General features: G+C 66.8%; 14 protein-coding genes and 1 tRNA gene. 11 read left to right on the top strand and 4 right to left on the bottom strand.

The window, feature by feature from the left end:
• Positions 1-496: 496 nt before the first annotated feature.
• From M8312_RS05085 to addB, 5 genes are read left to right on the top strand one after another with little or no spacing between them, the layout of a single operon-like run.
• Complete coding sequence (locus M8312_RS05085; protein WP_250119295.1) at positions 497-2,815, top strand: sensor histidine kinase; 2,319 nt, start codon at positions 497-499, stop codon at positions 2,813-2,815.
• Complete coding sequence (tsaE, locus tag M8312_RS05080) at positions 2,812-3,249, top strand: tRNA (adenosine(37)-N6)-threonylcarbamoyltransferase complex ATPase subunit type 1 TsaE (protein WP_250119294.1); 438 nt, start codon at positions 2,812-2,814, stop codon at positions 3,247-3,249. The genes M8312_RS05085 and tsaE overlap by 4 nt, the downstream gene beginning before the upstream one ends.
• Complete coding sequence (locus tag M8312_RS05075) at positions 3,234-4,235, top strand: aminoglycoside phosphotransferase family protein (RefSeq protein WP_250119293.1); 1,002 nt, start codon at positions 3,234-3,236, stop codon at positions 4,233-4,235. Before tsaE ends, M8312_RS05075 begins: the two co-directional genes overlap by 16 nt.
• Positions 4,232-4,999, top strand: a complete 768-nt coding sequence (locus tag M8312_RS05070) for a nucleotidyltransferase family protein (protein ID WP_250119292.1) — start codon at positions 4,232-4,234, stop codon at positions 4,997-4,999. The genes M8312_RS05075 and M8312_RS05070 overlap by 4 nt, the downstream gene beginning before the upstream one ends.
• The gene (gene addB, locus M8312_RS05065) at positions 4,992-7,904 is read left to right on the top strand and encodes a double-strand break repair protein AddB (RefSeq protein ID WP_250119291.1); all 2,913 of its coding nucleotides are present in this window, start codon (positions 4,992-4,994) and stop codon (positions 7,902-7,904) included. Before M8312_RS05070 ends, addB begins: the two co-directional genes overlap by 8 nt.
• Position 7,905: 1 nt before the next feature.
• Here the strand turns inward: addB and M8312_RS05060 are convergent, their stop codons facing one another.
• Positions 7,906-8,046 (bottom strand): hypothetical protein, encoded by a 141-nt coding sequence (locus M8312_RS05060; protein ID WP_250119290.1) that lies wholly within the window; start codon positions 8,044-8,046, stop codon positions 7,906-7,908.
• Positions 8,047-8,120: 74 nt separating this feature from the next.
• On the opposite strand from M8312_RS05060, the gene addA reads away from it, so the two are divergent.
• The 5 genes from addA (at position 8,121) to M8312_RS05035 (ending at position 18,760) form a co-directional block, all read left to right on the top strand.
• On the top strand, positions 8,121-11,543 hold the full coding sequence (gene addA, locus M8312_RS05055) for a double-strand break repair helicase AddA (protein WP_250119289.1): 3,423 nt from the start codon (positions 8,121-8,123) through the stop codon (positions 11,541-11,543).
• 46 nt (positions 11,544-11,589) lie between these two features.
• Positions 11,590-11,910 carry a thioredoxin TrxA gene (gene trxA / locus M8312_RS05050; RefSeq protein ID WP_250119288.1) on the top strand — a complete coding sequence of 107 codons (321 nt, stop codon included), beginning with the start codon at positions 11,590-11,592 and terminating at the stop codon, positions 11,908-11,910.
• Positions 11,911-12,041: 131 nt separating this feature from the next.
• Positions 12,042-14,777 carry a preprotein translocase subunit SecA gene (gene secA / locus M8312_RS05045; protein WP_250119287.1) on the top strand — a complete coding sequence of 912 codons (2,736 nt, stop codon included), beginning with the start codon at positions 12,042-12,044 and terminating at the stop codon, positions 14,775-14,777.
• Between the two features lie 127 nt (positions 14,778-14,904).
• Positions 14,905-18,027, top strand: coding sequence for a bifunctional proline dehydrogenase/L-glutamate gamma-semialdehyde dehydrogenase PutA (putA, locus tag M8312_RS05040; RefSeq protein ID WP_250119286.1), 3,123 nt, complete (start codon positions 14,905-14,907; stop codon positions 18,025-18,027).
• 154 nt (positions 18,028-18,181) lie between these two features.
• A complete protein-coding gene (locus M8312_RS05035; RefSeq protein ID WP_250119285.1) occupies positions 18,182-18,760 on the top strand; it encodes an FkbM family methyltransferase in 579 nt (192 codons plus the stop codon).
• A 108-nt stretch (positions 18,761-18,868) separates the two neighbouring features.
• On the opposite strand, the gene M8312_RS05030 is transcribed toward M8312_RS05035, so the two are convergent.
• Positions 18,869-18,943 (bottom strand) — tRNA-Asn (locus M8312_RS05030).
• A 58-nt stretch (positions 18,944-19,001) separates the two neighbouring features.
• Positions 19,002-19,760 carry an NAD kinase gene (locus M8312_RS05025; RefSeq protein ID WP_250119704.1) on the bottom strand — a complete coding sequence of 253 codons (759 nt, stop codon included), beginning with the start codon at positions 19,758-19,760 and terminating at the stop codon, positions 19,002-19,004.
• A gap of 192 nt (positions 19,761-19,952) precedes the next feature.
• On the opposite strand from M8312_RS05025, the gene M8312_RS05020 reads away from it, so the two are divergent.
• Positions 19,953-20,807, top strand: coding sequence for an EAL domain-containing protein (locus M8312_RS05020; protein WP_250119284.1), 855 nt, complete (start codon positions 19,953-19,955; stop codon positions 20,805-20,807).
• Here the strand turns inward: M8312_RS05020 and surE are convergent.
• Complete coding sequence (gene surE, locus M8312_RS05015) at positions 20,755-21,525, bottom strand: 5'/3'-nucleotidase SurE (RefSeq protein WP_250119283.1); 771 nt, start codon at positions 21,523-21,525, stop codon at positions 20,755-20,757. The two genes, M8312_RS05020 and surE, sit on opposite strands and share 53 nt — an antisense overlap.
• Between the last annotated feature and the right edge of the window lie 226 nt (positions 21,526-21,751).

Below are 21,751 nucleotides of genomic sequence, written 5' to 3'. Positions count from 1 at the left end.
GCGTCCTGTCCGCAACGCGAAAGCCGCGCTCCACGATGATCATCTTTGCTGACGGAAATTCGACAAGCAAGTGCGTTCTGGCCGCGCTGAAGCAACTCGCGGGGTAATAGACGCTCGCGCAGGCGAACGTCGCGGGAAGGATCCAACCGCAAGCCTTTCTTTCTGTCTCTTGGCGGGACGCCCTCGGAGAGGCACCAGCGTCTTTTGGCGAAATGAAAAAAGACAAGGAAACAGGTGCTTACGACGTGGCCTTCGAAATCTTGCGACGCCCGCGCGACTGCCGAAGCCGGCGAGGCTGATGCATAAAAGTTACAGGTTGTTCATGAAATTACGCGGGTGTTCGGCGGAAGGAATTCGGGGCTCCGAAAGAGAGCAGAGTCCGGCGCTGATGCCCTCGCCTCGCTTTTGCACTTCCAACGCCGCTTGCCCGCCCTATGCTCTTTCGCATGGCAGTGGGGTGGCAGCTTAGGTGACGGGGCAGGGGGGTGCTGCAATCGTGGTTGCGCTGGCCGCCCTGTGGGTGCCGATTGCGGTCATCCTGTCGTTTCTTGCGGCCCGCCGGATGGCTCGGGCGCATGCGGTGATTGAGTCCGCCCGGTCGCTCGCCGGCCTCCTCGCCGTCGCGCCCGTCCGCCCTTTGCTGGTCGACGCCAGCGGCCGGGTCGAACTGGATGAGCAGCTGCTGCGTCAGTTGGGCCTTGATGCTGCGCCCGCCCGGCTCGACCAGCTTGCCGGTGACGGGCAGGGCCTCGACGCTTCGGACCTCGAAGCGCTCACCAACGAGCTGCGCTCCGCCGTGCTCACTGGTGGCCGGATCGCGCGCTCGGTCCGCATCGCAGGGTCAGACCGTGTGCTGGAGGTGCAAGGCGGGCCCGCACCACCGCCGGCCGAGACTGGCAGCATGCTGCTGTGGTTCTCGGACATCAGTGGCGCCGAGCGGGAAAAGGGCCGGCTTGCGGAACAGCTGGAGGATACGGGCACCGCTCTGAACGCCCTCATGCACCTCATCGAGGCCGCGCCTTTTCCGATGTGGTACCGGGGACCGGATCTCCGGCTTGGCCTTGTCAACAGTGCGTTCGTCGCGGCGGTCGAAGCGCCGTCAGCAGCGGCGGTCATCACCAGCGGCATCGAACTGACGGACGCTGGTGGCGGCGCGGGCGCCCGCGACGCAGCCCAGCGGGCGTTGAGCGACGAGCGGCCATTTTCGCGCACGCAGCCCGCCACGATCGGTGGGGAGCGGCGGATGCTCCGCCTCGTCGACGTGCCGCTTGGCGGTGGGGCGGTGGCAGGCTTTGCGATCGATATCCAGGACCTGGAGGACGCCCGCTTCGAGCTGTCGCGCTATATAGAAAGCCAACGCGAGCTGGCTGACCGGATGACCGCCGGCGCGATCCAGTTCGACCCCGACCGCACGCTGAGCTTCTTCAACCAGCCGTTCGCGATCATGGCCCAGCTGGATCCCGAATGGCTGGCCGAGCGGCCCGAGTTCGACCGCGTGCTGGAGCGGATGCGGGAGAATGGCCGCCTCCCCGAGACCCGGGATTTCCCGCAGTGGAAAGCCGAGCGGCGCGGCTGGTTCACCTCCGCCGAGGAGGCAGTCGAGGAAGAGTGGATCCTTGCCAACGGCGACCACTTGAGGGTGGTCGGCCAACCGCTGCCCGACGGCGGCCTGCGGCTGATCTTCGAGGACCGGACGGAACAGGTCCGGCTGGCCAGCGCGCGTGACACCCTGCTTCGGGTACGGACCGCCACGTTCGACAACCTATTCGAAGGCATTGGCGTCTTCGCCGCCGATGGGCGCCTTTATCTCTGGAACCGGCGCTTCTGCAGCTTTTGGGACCTCGACGAGAGCTGGATGGGCGAGCACCCCCGGGTGGACGAGCTGGTCCCGGCCATGGCCAGGCGACTGGTCAACCCGACCGCTGCCGCCCAGCTACGCGAACTGGTCCGCGCGGCCACCAACGAGCGGCGGCAGGGCAGCGGGCGCCTTTCCATGGTGGACGGCAGCCATTTCGAGTTCGCGGCCGTGCCGCTGCCGGACGGCAACGCGCTTTTCACCATGGTCGATGTGACTGATTCGACCAGGATCGAGCATGCGCTGCGCGAACGCACGGCCGCGCTGGAGGAGGCGGACAAGGTGCGCACCGACTTCGTGGCGAACATGAGCTACGAATTGCGCACGCCGCTGACGTCGATCGGCGGTTTCGCACAGATGCTGTCGGGGGGCTATGCGGGCAAGCTGGCGCCGGCCGCCGCGGACTATGTCGGAGCGATCCTCGAATCCGTCGCGCGCCTGTCGAAACTGATCGACGATGTGCTCGACCTGACCCAGGGCGAGCAGCGCGCCGTCACCATTGAACATGAGCGGATCGACCTAGCCGGGCTGGCGCGAAACGTGGCCGAGCGGATGGAGCAATCGGCGACCGCAAAGAAACTGAAGCTGAGGCTCGACATTGCGCAGAGCACGGGCGTGGTGATCGGCGATGCACGTCGGCTGCGGGAGAGCATCGAGCATGTGCTGCGCAATGCCATCGCCTACACCGACAAGGGCACGGTTGCGCTGAGCACGTTCGGCGATGAGCAGACAGCCACGATCCGCGTTGGGGACACGGGCGCCGGGATCAGCATCGAGGACCAGCGCCACGTGTTCGAGCGCTTCACCCGCATCGGGGGCAGGCAGGGAGAGGCGGCGCTCGGGCTGGGGCTTCCGCTCACGCGTCAGTTCGTCGAGGCGCATGGCGGGCAGGTCGATCTGCAGAGCGAGCCGGGCAAGGGAACGGCGGTGACCATCGTCCTGCCGCGCAAGTCCGCATGATCTTGACCGATGAGGCGGGCACGGAAGCGCTCGGCAGTCGGCTCGCCAGCTTGCTGAGACCCGGTGACGTGGTGACGCTGTCCGGTCCACTCGGCGCCGGCAAGACGGCGCTGGCCCGCGCGGTGCTGCATGCGGCCGGGCATCGGGGGGAAGTGCCGAGCCCGACCTTCGCGATCGTCCAGCCCTATGATGAGCTCGATCCGCCTATCTGGCACTGTGATCTGTACCGTCTCGAGGACCCGGCGGAACTGGAGGAACTCGGCCTCGACATGGTGCTTGGCGAGGGCGCCTTGCTGGTGGAATGGCCTGAGCGGGCCGGCGAGGCGGCCTGGCCGGAAGCGCTGCGCTTGCGGCTGGACGTGCGCGATGACGGTTCGCGCGCCTTGACTTGGATTGTCCCGGCGGCATGGAAAGGCCGATGGCCGCCAGCATGACTCCACCGCCGCACGCCGAACAATTTCTCGCAGATGCGGGCTGGGGCGGGGCGGCAATCGCGCCGCTTGCCGGGGACGCCAGCTTTCGCCGCTACTTCCGGGTTCACCTCGACGAGCGTCAGGCGGTGCTGATGGACGCACCTCCGCCGCACGAGGATCCGCGGCCGTTCGTTCGCGTGGCCGAGTGGCTGGCGCAGGTCGGGCTGTCCGCGCCGGAGATCCTCGCCCGGGACGAGGAGCGCGGATTGCTTCTGCTCAGTGACCTTGGCTCCGACCGCCTGCGAGAGCAACTCGACCAGGCGCCGCACCGCGAGGAAGAGCTTTACGCGCTGGCGACCGACGTTCTGGTGCACCTGCACGCCCGCCCCCCGATGGACGGCCTTCCGCCGCACGGACTGGAGCAATGGCTGACGGAGCTGGACCTGTTCACCGAATGGTATTGCCCCGCCGTTGGCCTTGAGGTGGACCCGGGCGCTTATCGCGCCGCCTGGGAGCAGGTGCTTGCGCCCGTTGCCGGTGACGGGCTGGGTCCGGTCACCGTGCTGCGCGATTATCACGCCGAGAACATCATGCTGGTGGGTGGCCGCAGCGGCGTCTCGCACATGGGGCTGCTGGACTTCCAGGATGCGCTGGCCGGGCACCCCGCTTACGACCTCTGCTCCGTGCTGGAGGATGCCAGGCGCGATGTTCCGCCCGCGATCGAGCGCTCAATGATCAACCGCTATGTCGGAGCGACGGGCGCTTCGGAGGTGTTCGAGCGGGCTTATTGGGCTCTCGCGGCACAGCGCAACACGCGCATCCTCGGGGTGTTCACCCGCCTGTGGAAGCGCGACGGAAAGCCAGGCTACCGGCGCTTCCAGCCGCGCATGTGGGGACTGCTGGAGCGGGACCTTGCCCAGCCGCACCTCGCCCCCGTGCGTGATTGGTTCAGTCGCAACGTGCCGGCTGATAAGCGGGTCGGCCCGTGGCTTGAGGAAGTGCAATGACCCCCGCGACTGTCAAGCGCGCGCTCAACCTTCGGCCCAGCATCACCGCTGCCGTGCCGCGCACGGCGATGGTCATGGCGGCGGGCCTCGGCAAGCGCATGCGCCCGCTGACCGCCACCCGGCCAAAGCCGCTGGTCGAGGTCGCCGGCAAGGCCATGCTCGACCATGTGCTTGACCGGCTGCGCGCAGCGGGGGTCGAGCGGATCGTGGTCAATGTCCACTATCTTGCTGATTCCATCGAAGCGCACCTGAGGAAGTCGGCCAAGGACCTGGACGTCGCCATCTCGGACGAGCGGCAATTGCTGCTGGAAACCGGCGGCGGCCTTAAGAAGGCGTTGCCGCTGATCGAGGGCGATCCCTTTTTCGCGGTGAACAGCGACAATTTCTGGGTCGATGGGCCGACGGATGCCCTGAAGCTGCTCGCGTCCCATTGGGATGACGCACGCATGGATGCGCTGCTGCTGCTGGTGCCGCATGCCCGGGCCGGCAATCACAACGGGATGGGCGACTTCCACATGGATGCCGCCGGCCGCCTGAAGCGTCGCACCAAGAGCAAGGTCGCGCCCTTCGTCTACACGGGCATTCAAATCCTCTCCAAGCGGCTGCTGGCCGAGGCGCCGGACGGTGTGTTCTCGACCAACATCCTGTGGGATCATGCGATCGCGCAGGGACGCTGCTTCGGCGTTGTCCATCAAGGCCTTTGGTTCGACGTCGGGACCCCGGGTGCGATCAAGGCAACAGAGCAGGCGCTTGCCCTTGTCTGAGGCCGGCCGGCCCAGCCTTTTCACCATTGGCGCGCACCGCAGCTTCGCCGATGCGCTCGCCGCCGGGCTGATCGCGGAGCATGGCCGCGACCCGCTTGGACTCGCCCGCTCGCGCATCCTGCTCCCCAACAACCGAGCGATCCGCACGGTCACAGAGGCGTTTGTTCGGGCGAGCGGGAGCGGCCTGCTGCTTCCGCGCCTGATCGCCATCGGCGACCCGGAGCTTGACGACCGCCTTGGCGAAGCCTTCGAGAGTGCCGCCGACGCGCCGGTCCCGCCCGCCATCGACCCCCTCGAGCGCCTGGTGATCATGACTCGCCTGGTCCGGCGCCAGCGCCCCGACGCCAGCGCCGCCGAAGCCTTTCGTCTCGCTGCCGAACTCGCGCGAACGCGTGACGCGCTGCTGGTTGAGGAAATCGCGCCAGAGCGGCTGGCCGACGTGGTGCCGGAGGAGCTTGCCGGGCACTGGCAGGCCTCGCTTCGCGACTTGCGGGTGATGCTCAACGCCTGGCCGCAGGAACTGGCGCGGCTCGGCCGGATCGACCTTGCCGACCGCCGGAACCGGCTCCTGCGGGGGACTGCCCGCCGCTGGGCCGCCAACCCGCCGGAAGGCTTCACCGTCGCTGCCGGAATTACCACCAGCGCGCCGGCAGTGGCTGCCTTGCTCAAGGTGGTGGCGACTTTGCCCGGGGGCAGCGTCGTGCTTCCGGCATTGTCCGGGCCAGCGCTGCTGGACGAAGACGAGTGGGACTGGCTCGGCCCCGATCACGACAGCCGGCGCGCCGATGAAACTCATCCGCAGTTCCACCTGAAGCGCCTGCTGGACCGGCTGGATGTGCGGCGGGAAGAGGTGGAGCCCTGGCGTCGCGGCGGGCGGGCAGCGGCTCCGCGAGCGCGGAGCGGTGCCATCGCCACCGCCATGAAGAGCGCCCGCTTCACCAGCCGCTGGGCCGACGCCGGCCCGGCCGAACGCCGCCTGACTGGGGTTCGGCTCGCCGAATTCGGTGAGCCCGCGAGCGAAGCTCAGGGCATCGCCATCGCGTTGCGCGAGGCGCTCGAAACGCCCGGGCGCACCGCAGCGCTGGTGACGCCCGACCGGGCGCTCGCCGCGCGGGTGTCGGCGCTGCTCGGCCGCTGGGATATTCGTGCTGATGACAGCGCCGGGCGGCCACTTGGCCAAACAGCCGCCGGCACCTTGCTGCTCGCCATTGCGGCCGCCGCTGCCGAGCAGCTCGCCCCGGTGCCGATGCTGGCGTTGCTCAAGCATCCGCTCGCCGGCGCGGGTGAGGATCGGCAGTCGTGGCTGGAAGCGGCCCGGCTGCTCGACCTCGCCCTGCGCGGACCGCGCCCGCCCGCTGGGCTAGCCGGCCTCGACGCGCATTGCGCCGAGAAGGAAAAGGCGCGCGGGACACGAGGTTGCGGTGCGGCTTGGGCCAAGGTGCGGCCCTGTTTGGAAAGGGTCGACCGGACGTTTGGACGGCCGCTGTCCTTGCCTGCCTTTGCCGCTATGCTGCGCGAGCTTGCGACCGGCATCGCCGGCGACGCGGCGTGGAGCGGTCCGGACGGACGCGCCGCAGCCAAGCTGCTGGCCGGCCTTGAAGAAGCCGAAGGTGCGCTTTCAATCGACATTCGGCCGGAGGATGCCGTGCCGCTGCTTCGTCAGCTGCTCGACGCGGAGTCCGTCCGACCACCGTATGGGGGCCATCCGCGCATCCAGATCCTCGGCCTGCTGGAGGCGCGGCTTGTCCAGGCGGACCTGATGATCCTCGGTGGGCTCAACGAAGGCACCTGGCCGGCCCTGCCGAACCCCGACCCGTGGCTTGCCCCGGCGGTTCGAAAGAGCCTTGGCCTGCCCGGACTCGAATTCCGGATCGGTTTGTCGGCGCACGATTTCGCCGGTTTCCTTGGAGCGCCGCGCGTGCTGCTGACCCGCGCCAGACGGGACAGCCGTTCACCGACGGTGGCCTCCCGCTTGCTTCTGAGGCTGCAGGCGCTGACCGGAGGGCTGGCGCGTGACCATCGGATTGAGCGGCTCGCCAGTGCACTGGACGATGCGGGCCCGCCGAAGCCGGTCAACCGCCCCGCGCCATCTCCGCCGGCCGCCGATCGCCCGAGGCAGATTTATGTGACGGACGTCGATCGTCTCAATGCCGATCCTTTCGCTTTCTACGCCAAGGCCATGCTCAAGCTCAGGGCGCTCGAGCCGGTCGACGCCGACACCACCGCTGCGTGGAAGGGCAGCGCGGTGCACGCCGTGCTCGAGGCTTGGCTCAAGGAAGATGAGTGCGACCCTGCGCGGCTGATGGATCGGACGACCGCGCTGCTTGCCGAAGATGCGATCCACCCGCTGTTGCGCGCACTATGGGCGCCGCGTCTCCACGAGGCGATCGCCTTCATCGCCGCGACCGAAGCTAGCAATCAGGGAATGGGCCGCCGACCGCTCAAGGCCGAGATCGAGGGGCAGGCGGTGCTTGGGGACATCACCCTTAAGGGCAAGGCCGATCGGCTGGACCGGCTGGCGGACGGACGCCTCGCCGTACTCGACTACAAGACGGGGCAGCCACCGTCCAAGATGGCACTGGCGGAAGGCTTTGCGCTGCAGCTCGGACTGCTGGGGCTCATTGCGGAGAAGCAGGGCTTTGCCGACGTGGGTGGAGCGCCCGGAGCCCACGAATATTGGTCACTCGCGAAGAAGTCGGGCGCGAGGACGCCAGGGTTCGTGATGGACGCGGACCTGGGCGATCCTGAAGCCTTCCTCGCCGCTGCGGCTGCGGCATTCACCAGGGCCGCCGACAAGTGGCTGACCGGCGGCGAACCATTTACCGCCAAGCTTCACCCGGCTTTCGCCCCGTACGGCGACTACGACCAGCTGATGCGGTTGGAAGAATGGTACGGGCGCGACTGAGCTATTTCTTCCGGGGCTTGCCCGAGCGCGCATAAAGCAGCGCGGCGACGATCGCCGCCGAGCCGATGCCGATCGCCATGCCCGCCTTGAACTGACGGTTGTCCGGCTTGTCAGCTTCGGTCTTCTTGGGTGTCTCGCTCATGGGCTTCCTCTTGGTCTTGATGCCGACGCTCCTAAACGCATGGCGCCCCGCATGGGAAGCGCTATGGTCGGGCCATGGCTACCCGTTTGAAGCCGCTTCACCCTCTCCAGTTGGAACAGGCGCGGGCGGCCGATCCCTCCATTCACGCAGCCCTGTCCGCCAGTGCCGGTACGGGCAAGACGCAGGTGCTGACCGCGCGGGTGCTGCGCCTGCTGTTGGGCGGCGCCGCCCCCGAACATATTCTCTGCCTGACCTTCACCAAGGCCGGTGCGGCCGAGATGGCCAATCGCATCGGCGAGCGGCTTGCCTGCTGGGTCCGTCTCAAGGACAGCGAACTTGGCGCCGAGTTGCACGCCATCGGTGCTGACAACAGCCCGGAAGGGCGCGAACGGGCGCGGCGGCTGTTCGCCGAAGTGCTGGACGCGCCGGGCGGGCTGCGAATTCAGACTATCCACAGCTTCGCGCAGACACTGCTTGCTGCGTTTCCGGCGGAGGCGGGGGTCACACCCGGATTCCGACCGCTCGAAGGCCGGGAGGAGGAGTTGCTTGCCCGTCGCACGCTGGCCGCGCTGGTGGCCGAGGCGGAGGCAGGAAGGGGCGGCTATCCCGGGTTGGTCGATGACATCCAGGCGCTGAGCCGCCGGCTCGGAGAGCGGGACGCCGAGCGGTACCTCCTCGCCTGCGCCCGAGAACCTGAGGCGCTGACCTATTTCGCCACGACCGACGCGGCGGAAGCGTGGCTGCGCGGCCAGCTCGACCTGCCAGAAGGGGACATTGCCGCGCTGGTCGCTGCCCGTTGTCACGACGACAGCTTCGACTGCGCGCTGCTGAGGCAGGTGGCTGATGCCTACCGTAGCTGGGGCAAGCCGTCCGGCCAGCCGCTGATCGAGGCCATAGAGCAATGGCTCGCGCTCGGTTCGGCTGACCGTTGCCGGAACCTGGAAAACTTCGCGCGCAGCTCGATCCTCACCCAGTCGGAAAGTCGTCGCTCGATCAAGTCGCTGCTGAAGGTATGGCCCGACGCGCAGGAGCATTGCGACCAACTGGCGAGCGAGATCGAGGAATTGCTGAGCCTGCTCCGCAAGGCCGAACTCGTCGCCGTCCAGGCAGCAGGCTTGCGGGCCGGCGCCGCTTTTGCTGACGCCTACGTCCGGGCCAAGCGTTCGGCCGGGGTGGCCGACTTCGATGATCTCATCCGCTGGACCCGTGATCTGCTGGCGACGCCCGGAATGGGCGACTGGGTCCGCTACAAGCTCGACCGCCGCACCGACCATGTGCTGGTGGACGAGGCGCAGGACACCAACGCCAACCAGTGGCAGATCGTGTTCTCGCTGCTGGACGAGTTCTTCAGCGCAGAGCGGGGCGAAAAACATCACAGAACCTGGTTCGCAGTCGGGGACTACAAACAAGCAATTTACAGTTTCCAAGGCACCGATCCGCGCCAGTTTGAGCAAGCCCGGAACGACATTCGCCAGCGAGTGGCGGCACTCCAAGAAGCTGCGAAAGGGGAAACTGACGTCGTCGTCCGACCCTATTATGACTTGTCGATCAGCCAAAGCTTCCGTTCTGCCCAGCCGGTGCTGGATCTGGTGGACGCGATGATCGCGGAGGTTGGTCCCGCCGCCATGGGCCTGCCCGGCAATCCGGAGCCACATCGGGCCTATCATGGCAGCCGCCCAGGCTCGGTCGAACTCTGGCCACCATTCGCCATAGAGCAAGACGAGGACGAAGCGGCCAACGACAATGGCGACTCGGGTGAGGAAGGCTGGCTGCCTGAGCCCGCGCGGCTCTACGCCGGCCAGCTCGCCCGCACCATCCGCCACTGGATCGAGGACGGCGAGCCACTCGCTACCACCGGCCAGCCGATCACTCCCGGCGATATCCTCATCCTGGTGCGCAGCCGGGGCGAGCTTGCCTCGCTCATCGTTGCACGGCTGTTCAAGGAAGGTGTGCCGGTCGCCGGGATCGATCGACTGCACCTGTCATCGCCACTGGCCGTCAAGGACCTGATGGCGGCGGTGACCTTCGCAGTTCAGCCGCTCGATGACCTGAACCTCGCCAGCCTGCTGGTATCGCCCCTGCTCGGCTGGGACCAGGACCAGCTCTACGCGCTTGCCCACAACCGCACCGGGCCGCTGTGGAACGAGCTGCGCAAGCGAGCGGCGGAGGGCGGTGCCTTGGCGGAAGCGCACGTGCGCCTGGCGGACCTGCTTGCCCAGGCGGACTTCATCACCCCGGCCCGCTACCTCGAACTGATCCTATCAGGCCCGCTGCAGGGGCGCCGGCGCCTGCTCGGGCGACTTGGTCCGGCCGCGCGTGACCCGATCGACGAACTGGTTGCGGCCGCCCTGGAGTTCGAGCGGGTGGAAACGCCTTCGCTTGACCGCTTCCTGGCCTGGTTCGGCGGCGGCGAGGTCACCATCAAGCGCGATCCGTCCGCTCCTGCCAACGCCGTCCGGGTGATGACGGTGCATGGCGCCAAGGGGTTGGAGGCCCCCGTCGTGATCCTCGCCGACGCGACTGCCGATCCGTCCAGGTTGGGCGAACGCAACGGCCCGGTCGCACTGCCCTTTGGAGAGGCCGGCAACGCGCCCGTCATCCGCCCTCGCAAGGAAGAGTTGGCACCGCCCTTCACCGACCTCATCGCCGATCAGCAGCAACGCGACCTCGAAGAGCATTGGAGGTTGTTCTACGTTGCGCTGACCCGCGCGGCCGAGCGGCTGATCATCGCGGGCATCAAGCCCAATACCAAGAACCTGGCCGCGAACAGCTGGCACCTGAAGGCCGCGGCCGCGCTGGAGCGGCTGGGGGCGGAGCAGGACGGGCCATTGCTGCGCTACCGGGGAAGGCAGGCGGACGCCACACCGAAGCCGACGCGTGCACCCACGGCCCTGCCACCACCCGTGCTTCCCGACTGGATCAATCAGCCTGCGCCCCCCGAGGCACGGCCATCCCGGCCCCTGGCCCCATCGCAGCTGGTGGAGGACCGCGAGGCCGCACCGCCGCCCACTCCCGAGCTTCGCGCGGCAGCACGCCGGGGCGTTCTGCTCCACGCGCTGTTCGAACGGCTGCCGGGCGTTGCGCCGGCGGATCGCCGCTCAGCCGGCTTGCGCTGGCTCGAGCAGTCAGCCGACGTCAAGGACGCTGCTGAGCGGGACAGCCTTCTCGCCGTCGCTCTCGACATCATCGACCATCCGGACTTTTCCGAGTTGTTTGCCGCCCAGGCGCTTGCCGAAGCGCCAATCGCCGCCACCATCAGCGATGGGCGCGTGGTCGCCGGGACCGTCGACCGATTGCTGGTGGGTGCCGACCGGATCGAAGTCGTCGACTTCAAGACGGGGCGTTTCGTGCCTGAGGAACTCACGCAGGTTCCCGCGTCGCATCGCCTGCAGATGGAAGCCTATGCCGAGGCCCTGCGGGTCATCTTTCCGGGCCGACGGGTCATTTCGTCCCTTCTCTACACAGCTGGCCCAAAGCTGATTGCGCTGCCGGACTGAACCCCCATATGTCGGCTCAACAACCTTCCAGGAGTCTTACCCTGCCATGCCCAGCAAGACCGTGACCGACGAAAGCTTCGCCTCTGACGTCCTCAATTCAGACAAGCCCGTCCTTGTCGATTTCTGGGCGGAATGGTGCGGTCCGTGCCGGATGATCGCTCCGGCGCTGGAGGAAATCAGCAACGAGCTGGGCGAGAAGGTGACCATCGCCAAGCTCAACATCGACGAGAACCCCGAGACCCCCGGAAAGTACGGTGTTCGCGGTATCCCGGCCATGCTGCTGTTCAAGAATGGCCAGCCGGTCGCTCAGAAGGTCGGCGCCGCGCCGCGTGGCCAGATCCAGGGCTGGCTCGAAGGGGCACTCTGAACGGGGCGCCCGTGGCATTCACCGTCTCTTGATTGACGAGCTTCCAAGCCGTCCCTACATCGCCGCCCACCTGTAAAACGCTCGCGCGCGAGCGCGTTTTCGCACGCCTCTCGCGCCCATAAGGAAGTCTCATGCTCGCCAATGTGGCCAAGTCGATCTTCGGCTCCAGCAACGACCGTTACGTCGCCAAGCTCCGCCGGATCGTCGACACCATCAACGGGTATGAGCCGACCATCTCGGCGATGTCGGACGAGGAGCTGAAGAACCAGACGGCGATCTTCCGCCAGCGGCTCGAGAATGGCGCGACCCTCGACGACATCCTGCCCGAGGCGTTCGCCACGGTGCGCGAGGCGGCGAAGCGGACACTCGGCCAGCGGCATTATGACGTGCAGATGATCGGCGGCATTGCGCTGCACCGCGGCGAGATTGCGGAGATGCGCACCGGCGAGGGCAAGACGCTGGTTTCGACGCTGGCGGCCTACCTGAACGCGCTTCCTGGCAAGGGCGTGCATGTGGTCACGGTCAACGACTACCTGGCCAAGCGCGATTCCGAGTGGATGGGTCGGGTGCACGGCTTCCTCGGGCTGACGGTGGGCGTGATCGTGCCGAACCTGACGGAGGAAGAGCGCCGCTCCGCCTACAACAGCGACATCACCTACGCGACCAACAACGAGCTCGGCTTCGACTATCTGCGCGACAACATGAAATACTCGCGCGAACAGATGGTCCAGCGCGAGTTCGCCTATGCCATCGTCGACGAGGTGGACTCGATCCTGATCGACGAGGCGCGCACCCCGCTGATCATCTCGGGACCGACCGACGACAAGTCAGACCTCTACCTCGCCGCGGACGCGGTCGTGGTGCAGCTTGGCGAGGGCGATTATGAAAGGGACGAGAAGCTCAAGAGCGTCGTCCTCACCGAGGAGGGCACGGAGAAGGCCGAGCGGCTGCTGGAGCAGGCCGGGCTCCTCGAGGGCAGCAATCTCTACGACGTCGCCAACACCCAGGTGGTCCATCACCTGAACCAGGCGCTCAAGGCCAACACGATGTTCCGCAAGGACATCGACTACATCGTCAAGGACGGCAAGGTCGTCATCATCGACGAGTTCACCGGTCGCATGATGGACGGGCGCCGCTGGTCGGACGGCCTGCACCAGGCGGTCGAGGCCAAGGAGAAGGTGGCGATCGAGCCGGAGAACCAGACGCTCGCCTCCATCACCTTCCAGAATTACTTCCGCATGTACCCGAAGCTCTCGGGCATGACCGGTACCGCGCTGACCGAGGCGCCCGAATTCTTCGACATCTACAAGATGAACGTGGTGTCGATCCCGACCCACGTGCCCGTCCAGCGCCAGGACGACGAGGACGAGTTCTACAAGAACATCGGCGACAAGTTCGCGGCCATCGCCAAGGAGATCAAGGCGCGGCAGGAGAAGGGCCAGCCGGTCCTTGTCGGCACCGTGTCGATCGAGAAGTCGGAGCTGCTCAGCGAACATCTCAAGGCCGAAGGCATCACGCACTCGGTCCTGAACGCCCGCTTCCACGAAAGCGAGGCGCACATCGTCGCGCAGGCCGGGCGGATGCGCGCTGTCACCATCGCCACCAACATGGCGGGCCGCGGCACCGACATCCAGCTGGGCGGCAACATTGATTTCCGAATCGAGGACGAGCTCAAGGACGTCCCCGAAGGACCGGAGCGGGACGCCGCGATTGCTCGCATCCGCGAGGAAGTGCTCGAGCAGCGCGAACTGGTTCGTCAGGCCGGCGGCCTGTTCGTGCTCGGCACCGAGCGCCATGAGAGCCGGCGCATCGACAACCAGCTGCGGGGCCGTTCGGGCCGTCAGGGAGACCCGGGCTTCTCGCGCTTCTACCTCAGCCTGGACGATGATCTGCTGCGCATCTTCGGGCCGCAGACCGCTTTCTCGCGCCTGATGAACAAGGAGCTGGAGGATGGCGCCTCCATTCGCCATCCGTGGCTCAGCAAGGCGATCGAGACCGCGCAGAAGAAGGTCGAGGCGCGCAACTACGACATCCGCAAGCAGGTCGTCGAATTCGACGACGTGATGAACGACCAGCGCAAGGTCATCTACGAGCAGCGCTCCGAGATCATGGAGTCCGAGCATATCTCGGACGTGATCGAGGAATTCCGCGCCGACACAATCGTCGGGCTGGTGGCCGCTTATTGCCCGGAGGGCACCTATCCCGAGCAATGGGACGTTGAAGGCCTCAAGACCGCCATCGACGACGTGCTCGGCCTCCAGCCCCCGGTCGAGGAATGGCTCAAGGAAGATGCGGTCGAGCCGGCGATGATCGTGGATCGGCTACAGGCACAGACCGACGAGCAGATGGCCGCCAAGGTCGCCGAGGTCGAGCCGGAGCGCTGGCGCGAGATCGAGAAGAGCTTCCTGCTCCAGACCCTCGACCATCACTGGAAGGAGCATCTGTCGACCCTCGACGCGCTCCGCCAGGTCATTCACCTGCGCTCTTACGCACAGAAGAAGCCGATCGACGAATATAAGCAGGAGGCTTTCCTGCTGTTTGAGCGACTGTTGGTCGCCATCCGCGAGGATGTGACCAAGATGCTGGTCAAGGCGCAGATTCAGCTGGAGCCGCCCCCGCTACCGGAGCTGCCGGCGTTCCTGACCCAGCATCTCGATCCGTTCACGGGCGAGGACGATACGTTCGACCTGGACTCCGCCGCGCGCGGGCTGGTCAGTGGTCCGCGCCCTGATGATGCGATGAACATCCCGCAGCCCGACCTGCCGCCGCTGCCGGAAGGGGCGCTGGCCGAGCCGGTCAGCCGCAACGCCCCATGCCCCTGTGGTTCGGGCCGCAAGTTCAAGCATTGCCACGGCCAGCTGGCGTAAACTCTCCTCGTCATTGCGGGCGAAGCGAAGCAATTCAGTTCTTCCCTTCGCCCGCAGGCGCTAAGGTATCGGATCGCTTCGCCCGCGGCTTGCAATGACGCGCCGACGGGCCCGTAGGAACGTCGACATGAACAAGCACCAGCCCCTCAGCGCGACCCTAGACCGCACCGCGGTTCGCCGCGATTACCGCCGTGACGAGGAGCAGGTGGTTGCCGAGCGGTTGGCACAGGCGCGGCTTCCGGCTGGCAAGGAGCATGAGGCGCAAGCGATCGCTCGCACGCTCGTCACCCACGTTCGCGCCGCCAAGCCGGCCGGCCTTGACGCTTTCCTCCACGCCTATGACCTCGGCTCGGACGAGGGCGTTGCGCTGATGTGCCTGGCCGAGGCGCTGCTCCGCATCCCGGACGCGCACACGGCCGATGAACTGATCCACGACAAGCTTTCGGGACCCGACTGGAAGGACAAGCTGGGCGAAAGCCATTCGCCGTTCGTCAACGCGGCGACCTTTTCCCTGCTGCTGACCGGCAAGGTGCTCGACGGGGCCAATGACCGCTCCTCCACCTGGAGCGCGGCGCTGGGCCGGGCGGTAGGGCGGCTCGGCGAGCCGGTGATCCGCACCGCCGTCGGCCAGGCGATGAAGATCCTGGGCGGCCAATTCGTGTTCGGCCGTACCATCGATGAGGCGCTGTCGCGCGCCGCGCCCGAGCGCAAGCGCGGGCTCAGCCACAGCTTCGACATGCTGGGCGAGGCGGCCCGCACCATGGTCGACGCAAACCGCTACGCCGACAGCTACCGGTCGGCGCTCGCCCGGATTGCCGGGCAGGCCGAGGGCGGCTTCATCACCTCGCCGGGCATCTCGGTGAAGCTGTCCGCGCTGCACCCCCGCTACGATTTTCTGCGCGCGGACGAAGCCAAGGCGCACATCCTCCCGATCCTCAAGGAACTGGCCGCCACCGCCAGCGCCGCCGACATCCACCTCACCATCGATGCGGAGGAGGCCGACCGACTCGAGCTGCAGATGGACCTGCTCGAGGAGCTGGTCCGCGACGAAAGCCTGTTTGCCAACGGCTGGAGCGGGCTCGGCATGGCGCTCCAGGCCTATTCCAAGCGCGCGGTTCCGGTGGCGCAATGGACCGTCGACCTCGCCCGGGCCCACGGCCGCCGGCTGATGATCCGGCTGGTCAAGGGCGCTTATTGGGACAGCGAGATCAAGGTCGCGCAGGTCGGCGGCTTCGACGATTATCCGGTCTTCACCCGCAAGGTCGCGACCGACGTCAGCTATCTGGCCTGCGCCAAGGTGCTGCTCGGGGCGCCCGACTGCGTCTATGCGGCCTTTGCGACCCACAACGCCACCACCATCGGGGCCATCAAGTCGCTCGCGGGGAACACGCCGTTCGAGTTCCAGCGTCTGCACGGCATGGGGGAGGGGCTTTACGAAGGTCTCGCCAAGCTCGAGGCGCAGCTCGGCCAGTCGCAGACGCCGGTGCGCATCTACGCGCCGGTCGGCAGCCACAAGGAACTGCTCGCTTATCTCGTCCGTCGGCTACTGGAGAACGGGGCCAATTCGAGCTTCGTCAATCGCATCGCGGATGAGCACATCCCGCTGGACGATCTCGTCCGCGATCCGGTCGTCGAGCTCACGACGCTGAAGCCGCGCCGCAACCCCAATATTCCCCTTCCGGGCGAGATGTTCGGCAGCAATCGTGGAAACAGCAGTGGATGCGACCTGTCGAATGCCGGTGTTCGTGAGCCGCTGTTGGCTCGGCTTGGGCGGCTTGAGGGCAAACAGTGGACGGCGGGGCAGGGGAGCGGCGCCCGCGCCGAAATCCGCTCGCCTTACGACCGCCGACTGCTGGTCGGCACGGCGATTGAGACCACGCCCGATCAGATCGACTCGATGCTGGCCGCTGCTGCAAGCGCGCAGCCCGGCTGGGACGCGCTTGGCGGTGAGCGCCGCGCGAGCCTGCTCGACCGGGTCGCCGACCTCTACGAGGAGCATCGGGAGGACTTCTACTCGCTCTGCATCCGCGAGGCGGGCAAGACGCTTCCCGACGCGATCCTGGAAGTGCGCGAGGCTGTCGACTTCCTCCGCTACTATGCGGAGGAGGCGCGCCGACTGTTCACAACGTCCGAGACGCTGCCGGGTCCGACGGGCGAGCTGAACCAGCTTCGCCTCCACGGCCGCGGCGTGTGGACCTGTATCAGCCCCTGGAACTTCCCGCTGGCGATCTTCACGGGGCCCGTCGCAGCCGCGCTTGCCGCGGGCAACGCGGCCATCGCCAAGCCGGCGGAGCAGACGCCGCTGATCGGCGCCCTCGCGGTTGCGCTCATGCATCGGGCGGGCGTGCCGGCGGATGTGGTTCAGCTTGCCGTCGGTGATGGTCAGGTCGGCGCGGCCCTCGTTGCGCATCGGCTGACGGCCGGCGTGGCCTTCACCGGCTCGACCGCGGTCGCCAAGGCAATCAACCGCAGCCTCGCCGAGCGCGACGGCCCGATCGTCCCGCTGATCGCCGAGACTGGTGGGCAGAATGCCATGATCGTCGACAGCTCGGCGCTGCCCGAGCAGGTCACCCGTGACGTGATCGCCTCGGCCTTCCAGTCGGCAGGACAGCGTTGCTCCGCGCTGCGGGTCCTGTTCGTGCAGGAGGACGTTGCCGACACCATGCTGACGATGATCGCCGGCGCCATGCAGACGCTGCGCATCGGCAATCCGTCCGATCTGGCGGTGGACGTCGGCCCGGTGATTGACGTCGAAGCCAAGGCCGCGCTTGAACGCCACATCGCCCACCTGCGCACCAGCGCGAAGATCCTGTGCGAACTTCCGCTGCCGGTTGGCGCCGAGCAGGGCAGCTTCGTCACACCGGTGCTTGTCGAGATCGGCAAGCTCTCCGACCTCCAGTCGGAGAACTTCGGACCGATCCTCCATGTCATCCGCTATCCGGCGGGCGGCCTCGACGGTGTGATCGACCAGATCAACGCCACCGGCTTCGGCCTGACGCTTGGCCTGCAGAGCCGCATCGACACGGTTCGCGATCACGTCGAGCGCCGGGTCCGGGTCGGCAACCTCTACGTCAACCGCAACCAGATCGGTGCCGTGGTCGAAAGCCAGCCGTTCGGCGGGGAGGGGCTGAGCGGCACCGGCCCCAAGGCCGGCGGCCCGCACTATGTCGCGCGCTTCGCTACCGAGCGGGTCAGTTGCATCGACACCACCGCGGCGGGCGGCAATGCGTCGCTCATGGCCCAATCCTGACATTCGGCGAATGCCGCTGGAAAGTGCTTTGCACGAGGGCTCACGCACACCGTACGTGGACGAGGTCATTGAAGGTGTCCGCGAGCGACCTATGGATTTCGAGAACCTACTAGGGCGACTCTATCTGCAATAGCCGCTGGCGGACCGAACTGTGGTGGACGTCGGCGCCCATACCCGACGCCATATGGTCACGCTGGCCAAGCTGGTCGGACCGCGCGGCATGGTCCACGCGTTCGAGCCCATTCCGTCGATCCGCTTGCAGCTTGCGGGACGGCTGGCGTCCGAGGCCATCCACAACACCGTCTTGTACCCGTTCGCTCTGTCCAGTTCGGACCAGGAGGTCGAATTCCATTACATTCCAGCGGCTCCCGAGGAGTCCGGAATCAAGGCGCGGCAGACCTACAACAGCGCCGAGATGACGCCCGAGCTGATCAAGCTTCAGGTGAAGAAGTTCGACGATCTTTTCTCGACACCGTTCGACTTCATCAAGATCGATATTGAGGGCGACGAATTGGACATGCTGGCGGGAGCCAGCCGCAACATTGAGCGATCGCGCCGTGTAATCGCCTTCGAGTGCGGCGCCAACGCGTTCCTGACCTATCACGATCGTCCGGAAGAAATCTTCGACTTCTTCGAGAAGAGAGGCTTCGAAGTCTGGTCAATCATGGGTGATCGAATTGAGGATGCGGCGAGCTTCCGTGCGGTGTCCCATGCGCAGCAATTCTGGGACTAATCGCCCTGCCGTACGAGAAGCGCGGATACGCTTCCTGTCTGAGATGCTGATCTTGCGGGCAGTGGAGCGGAGTGGATCAGCGGGCGACTGTAGCGCCCGAGCCGAAGCTGGCTCCCCGAGTTGGATTCGAACCAACGACCAAGTGATTAACAGTCACCTACTCTACCGCTGAGCTATCGGGGAGCGGTCCAGTGCGGACGCCCGCGCCTATGGCTTAGCGATTTGGCCTTTGCAAGCCCTCTCAGGAGGCAAACTGTTCGGTGGCGATCCGCTCGTCCAGCGCGTGCTCTGGGTCGAACAGCAGGCTGAGCTGGCGCGTGCGGTCGAGGCTGACCTCCACCTCCGCCACGTCGCGGACTTCGAACTGATCGGCGACCGCTGCCACCTTGCGGTCGGCAGGCGAATGAATGCGGAACAGGATGCGGGTGTCGTCGGGCAGGATTGCGCCGGTCCAGCGGCGCGGACGGAAAGGCGCGATGGGGGTCAGCGCCAGCATCCTTGCCGCAAGCGGCAGGATCGGCCCGCGCGCCGAATAATTATAGGCGCTGGAGCCGGCCGGCGTGGCCACGAGGACCCCGTCGCCGACCAGTTCCGGAAGGACGACGCGGCCGTTCACCAGCACCTCGATCTTCGCCACCTGTCGAGTCTCACGCAGCAGCGAGACTTCGTTGATGGCGGCGCTGGTCCACTCATCGCCATGGATCGTTCGTGCGACCATCGTGAGCGGCGCGACGCTGATCCGCTTGGCAGCGGCGATCCGCTCGGCCAGGCAGTCCAGACGCCACTCGTTCATCAGAAAGCCGACCGTGCCCCGGTTGATTCCGAACACCGGCCGAAACTCTCCGCCGTCGAGCATCTGGTGAAGCACGTGGAGCATGAATCCGTCGCCGCCGAGCGCCACCAATTGAGTGGCCAGGCTGTCCTCGGCGAAGGTGTAGCGGCGACGCAGCAGCTTGGCGGCGGCCTGCGCTGCCTCATTATGGCTGGCAACCAGTCCGATGCCGTGAGCGGCAAGGTCGCGGTCGGCGCTGGCAGCGGTCGCGGGCAGTTCGGCGCTCACTTACTCTCCTCCGCACGGGCGGCGCTGGACCGCGAGCATAGCAGCGGATCGGGCCGCCGCCACTGTCCCGTTAAGACGCAGCAGCAAGGCGTCCGGGTGCATCGCGGTCTCATGCGGTCTACGAAGGAGGCAATGGGGTTCTTCTCTCTCTTCCGTCGGGGCAAGCGCGCGTCCGACCACCCGGCGACGGCGGCCCCCGCCGTGCGGAGCGACCGGGCACTTCAGCGCGCGCTCCAGCGGGACGAGCTCGGCATTGCTTTCCAGCCGCAGTTCGACGTCGCGACGGGAGCCATGGTTGGGGTCGAGGCACTGGCCCGCTGGCCCGGGGTGGCCAGCCCGGTCGAGCTGTTCGCCCGAGCCGCCGCCGCCAACCTGTCCGAGCGGCTGTCCCGCACGATGCAGCGCAAGGCGCTGAGGACGGCCGGCCGCTGGACCGGCGAGCGCGCAAATCTCAAGCTGTCGATCAACCTTCTGGCGGAGGACCTCGCCCGTCCAGGCTTCGAGCATTGGCTGCTTGACGAGATCGCCGCCGCCGGCCTGGCGCCAGAGCGGGTCACGGCCGAGATCACTGAGGGCAGCCTGGTGGCGGACCCGGTCGCCGCGGCCGGGCGGCTGGCGCGGCTGCGTGCCGCGGGCGTCCGTATCGCGGTCGACGATTTCGGCACTGGTTACGCCAGCCTTGCCTATCTCACCACCTTGCCGCTCGACCTCATCAAGATCGACCGCGGCCTGATCATCGACATGGTTGGCGGCAGCCGCGACCGGATCGTGGTTCGGGCGCTCATCGCCCTCGCGCGGGAGCTTGATCTGCAGGTGGTCGTCGAAGGGGTGGAGGACCCCGCGCAGCTCGCCCTGCTGCAGCAATGGGGCTGCGACTATTACCAGGGCTTCCTCGGAGCCGAGGCGCTCGATGATGCGGAACTGGAGCGCTTCGTCAGCGCGGATCGAACCGCTGTTCCAGCGCGGACAGCGACGGTTCGTGCGTGAGGTCGAGGTGGAGCGGGGTCACTGACACATAGCCGTCGGCGATCGCTTCGAGGTCGGTCTGGTGGCCCGGCGTCTGCACCATCGGTCCGAGGCCCAGCCAGTAATAGTTATAGCCGCGTGGATCGGTCCGCTGGATGATCTGGGTCCGCCCGTAATCCCGAATGCCCTGGCGGCACACCCGCACTCCGCGCACGTCCTCGGGCGAGGACGCGGGAAAGTTGACGTTCACTAGGGTTCCAGCCGGCATGTCTTCTTCCAGCAGCGGTCCAAGCACGCGCTCGGCCCAGGCCTCGGCGGCGGCGAAGGGGACCGTGTCACCCATGCCCTCGCGGGCGTAGGCCTGGCTCAGCGCGATCGAGCGCACGCCGGCGAGTGCGCCTTCCATCGTGGCCGACACGGTTCCCGAATAGGTCACGTCCTCACCAAGGTTTGCACCCCGGTTGATTCCGGACAATATAACGTCGGGTCGGGCGTCCTTCATGACATGGAACAGCGCCATCAGAACCGAGTCGGTCGGCGTTCCCGCCACCGCGAAACGCCGCTCCGCGAGCTTCCGCAGCCGGATGGGCCGGGTGAGCGTCAAGGAGTGGCCGGTTCCCGACTGCTCCTCCAGAGGCGCGACGACCCAGATGTCGTCGGAGAACCGGCGCGCGATCTGTTCCAGGAGCTTGAGGCCACTGGCATTTACGCCGTCGTCGTTGGTCAGGAGAATGCGCATGACCTGGCTCTGGCGCACGGGTGAGCGGGCGGCAAGTGTTCCGACTTGCGCCATTTTGGCAACAAACACGGCTATTCGCGTGTCCCTTCGTCAACAGGACGCTTGTTCGACAACGCGGTTAGAATTATGGGCGCGCTGGGGAATGGCCGACTTCGCCGGGTCTAAGTCCCGGTAAAGTCTCGTATTCGCCTCCGGTTGTCCGGGTGGCCCCGGACGGTGGTGGCGC

Origin of the sequence: Sphingomonas sp. KRR8 (assembly GCF_023559245.1) — a bacterium.
In the GTDB taxonomy this organism is placed as follows: domain Bacteria; phylum Pseudomonadota; class Alphaproteobacteria; order Sphingomonadales; family Sphingomonadaceae; genus Sphingomicrobium.
This window is presented reverse-complemented; position numbering and strand designations above follow the sequence as displayed.

Coding starts and splice junctions, on each gene's coding strand:
- M8312_RS05060 (WP_250119290.1), bottom strand. CDS start 8,046: ATGAGCGAGACACCCAAGAAGACCGAAGCTGACAAGCCGGACAACCGT.
- M8312_RS05075 (WP_250119293.1), top strand. CDS start 3,234: ATGGCCGCCAGCATGACTCCACCGCCGCACGCCGAACAATTTCTCGCA.
- trxA (WP_250119288.1), top strand. CDS start 11,590: ATGCCCAGCAAGACCGTGACCGACGAAAGCTTCGCCTCTGACGTCCTC.
- M8312_RS05020 (WP_250119284.1), top strand. CDS start 19,953: ATGGGGTTCTTCTCTCTCTTCCGTCGGGGCAAGCGCGCGTCCGACCAC.
- M8312_RS05070 (WP_250119292.1), top strand. CDS start 4,232: ATGACCCCCGCGACTGTCAAGCGCGCGCTCAACCTTCGGCCCAGCATC.
- tsaE (WP_250119294.1), top strand. CDS start 2,812: ATGATCTTGACCGATGAGGCGGGCACGGAAGCGCTCGGCAGTCGGCTC.
- surE (WP_250119283.1), bottom strand. CDS start 21,525: ATGCGCATTCTCCTGACCAACGACGACGGCGTAAATGCCAGTGGCCTC.
- secA (WP_250119287.1), top strand. CDS start 12,042: ATGCTCGCCAATGTGGCCAAGTCGATCTTCGGCTCCAGCAACGACCGT.
- putA (WP_250119286.1), top strand. CDS start 14,905: ATGAACAAGCACCAGCCCCTCAGCGCGACCCTAGACCGCACCGCGGTT.
- addA (WP_250119289.1), top strand. CDS start 8,121: ATGGCTACCCGTTTGAAGCCGCTTCACCCTCTCCAGTTGGAACAGGCG.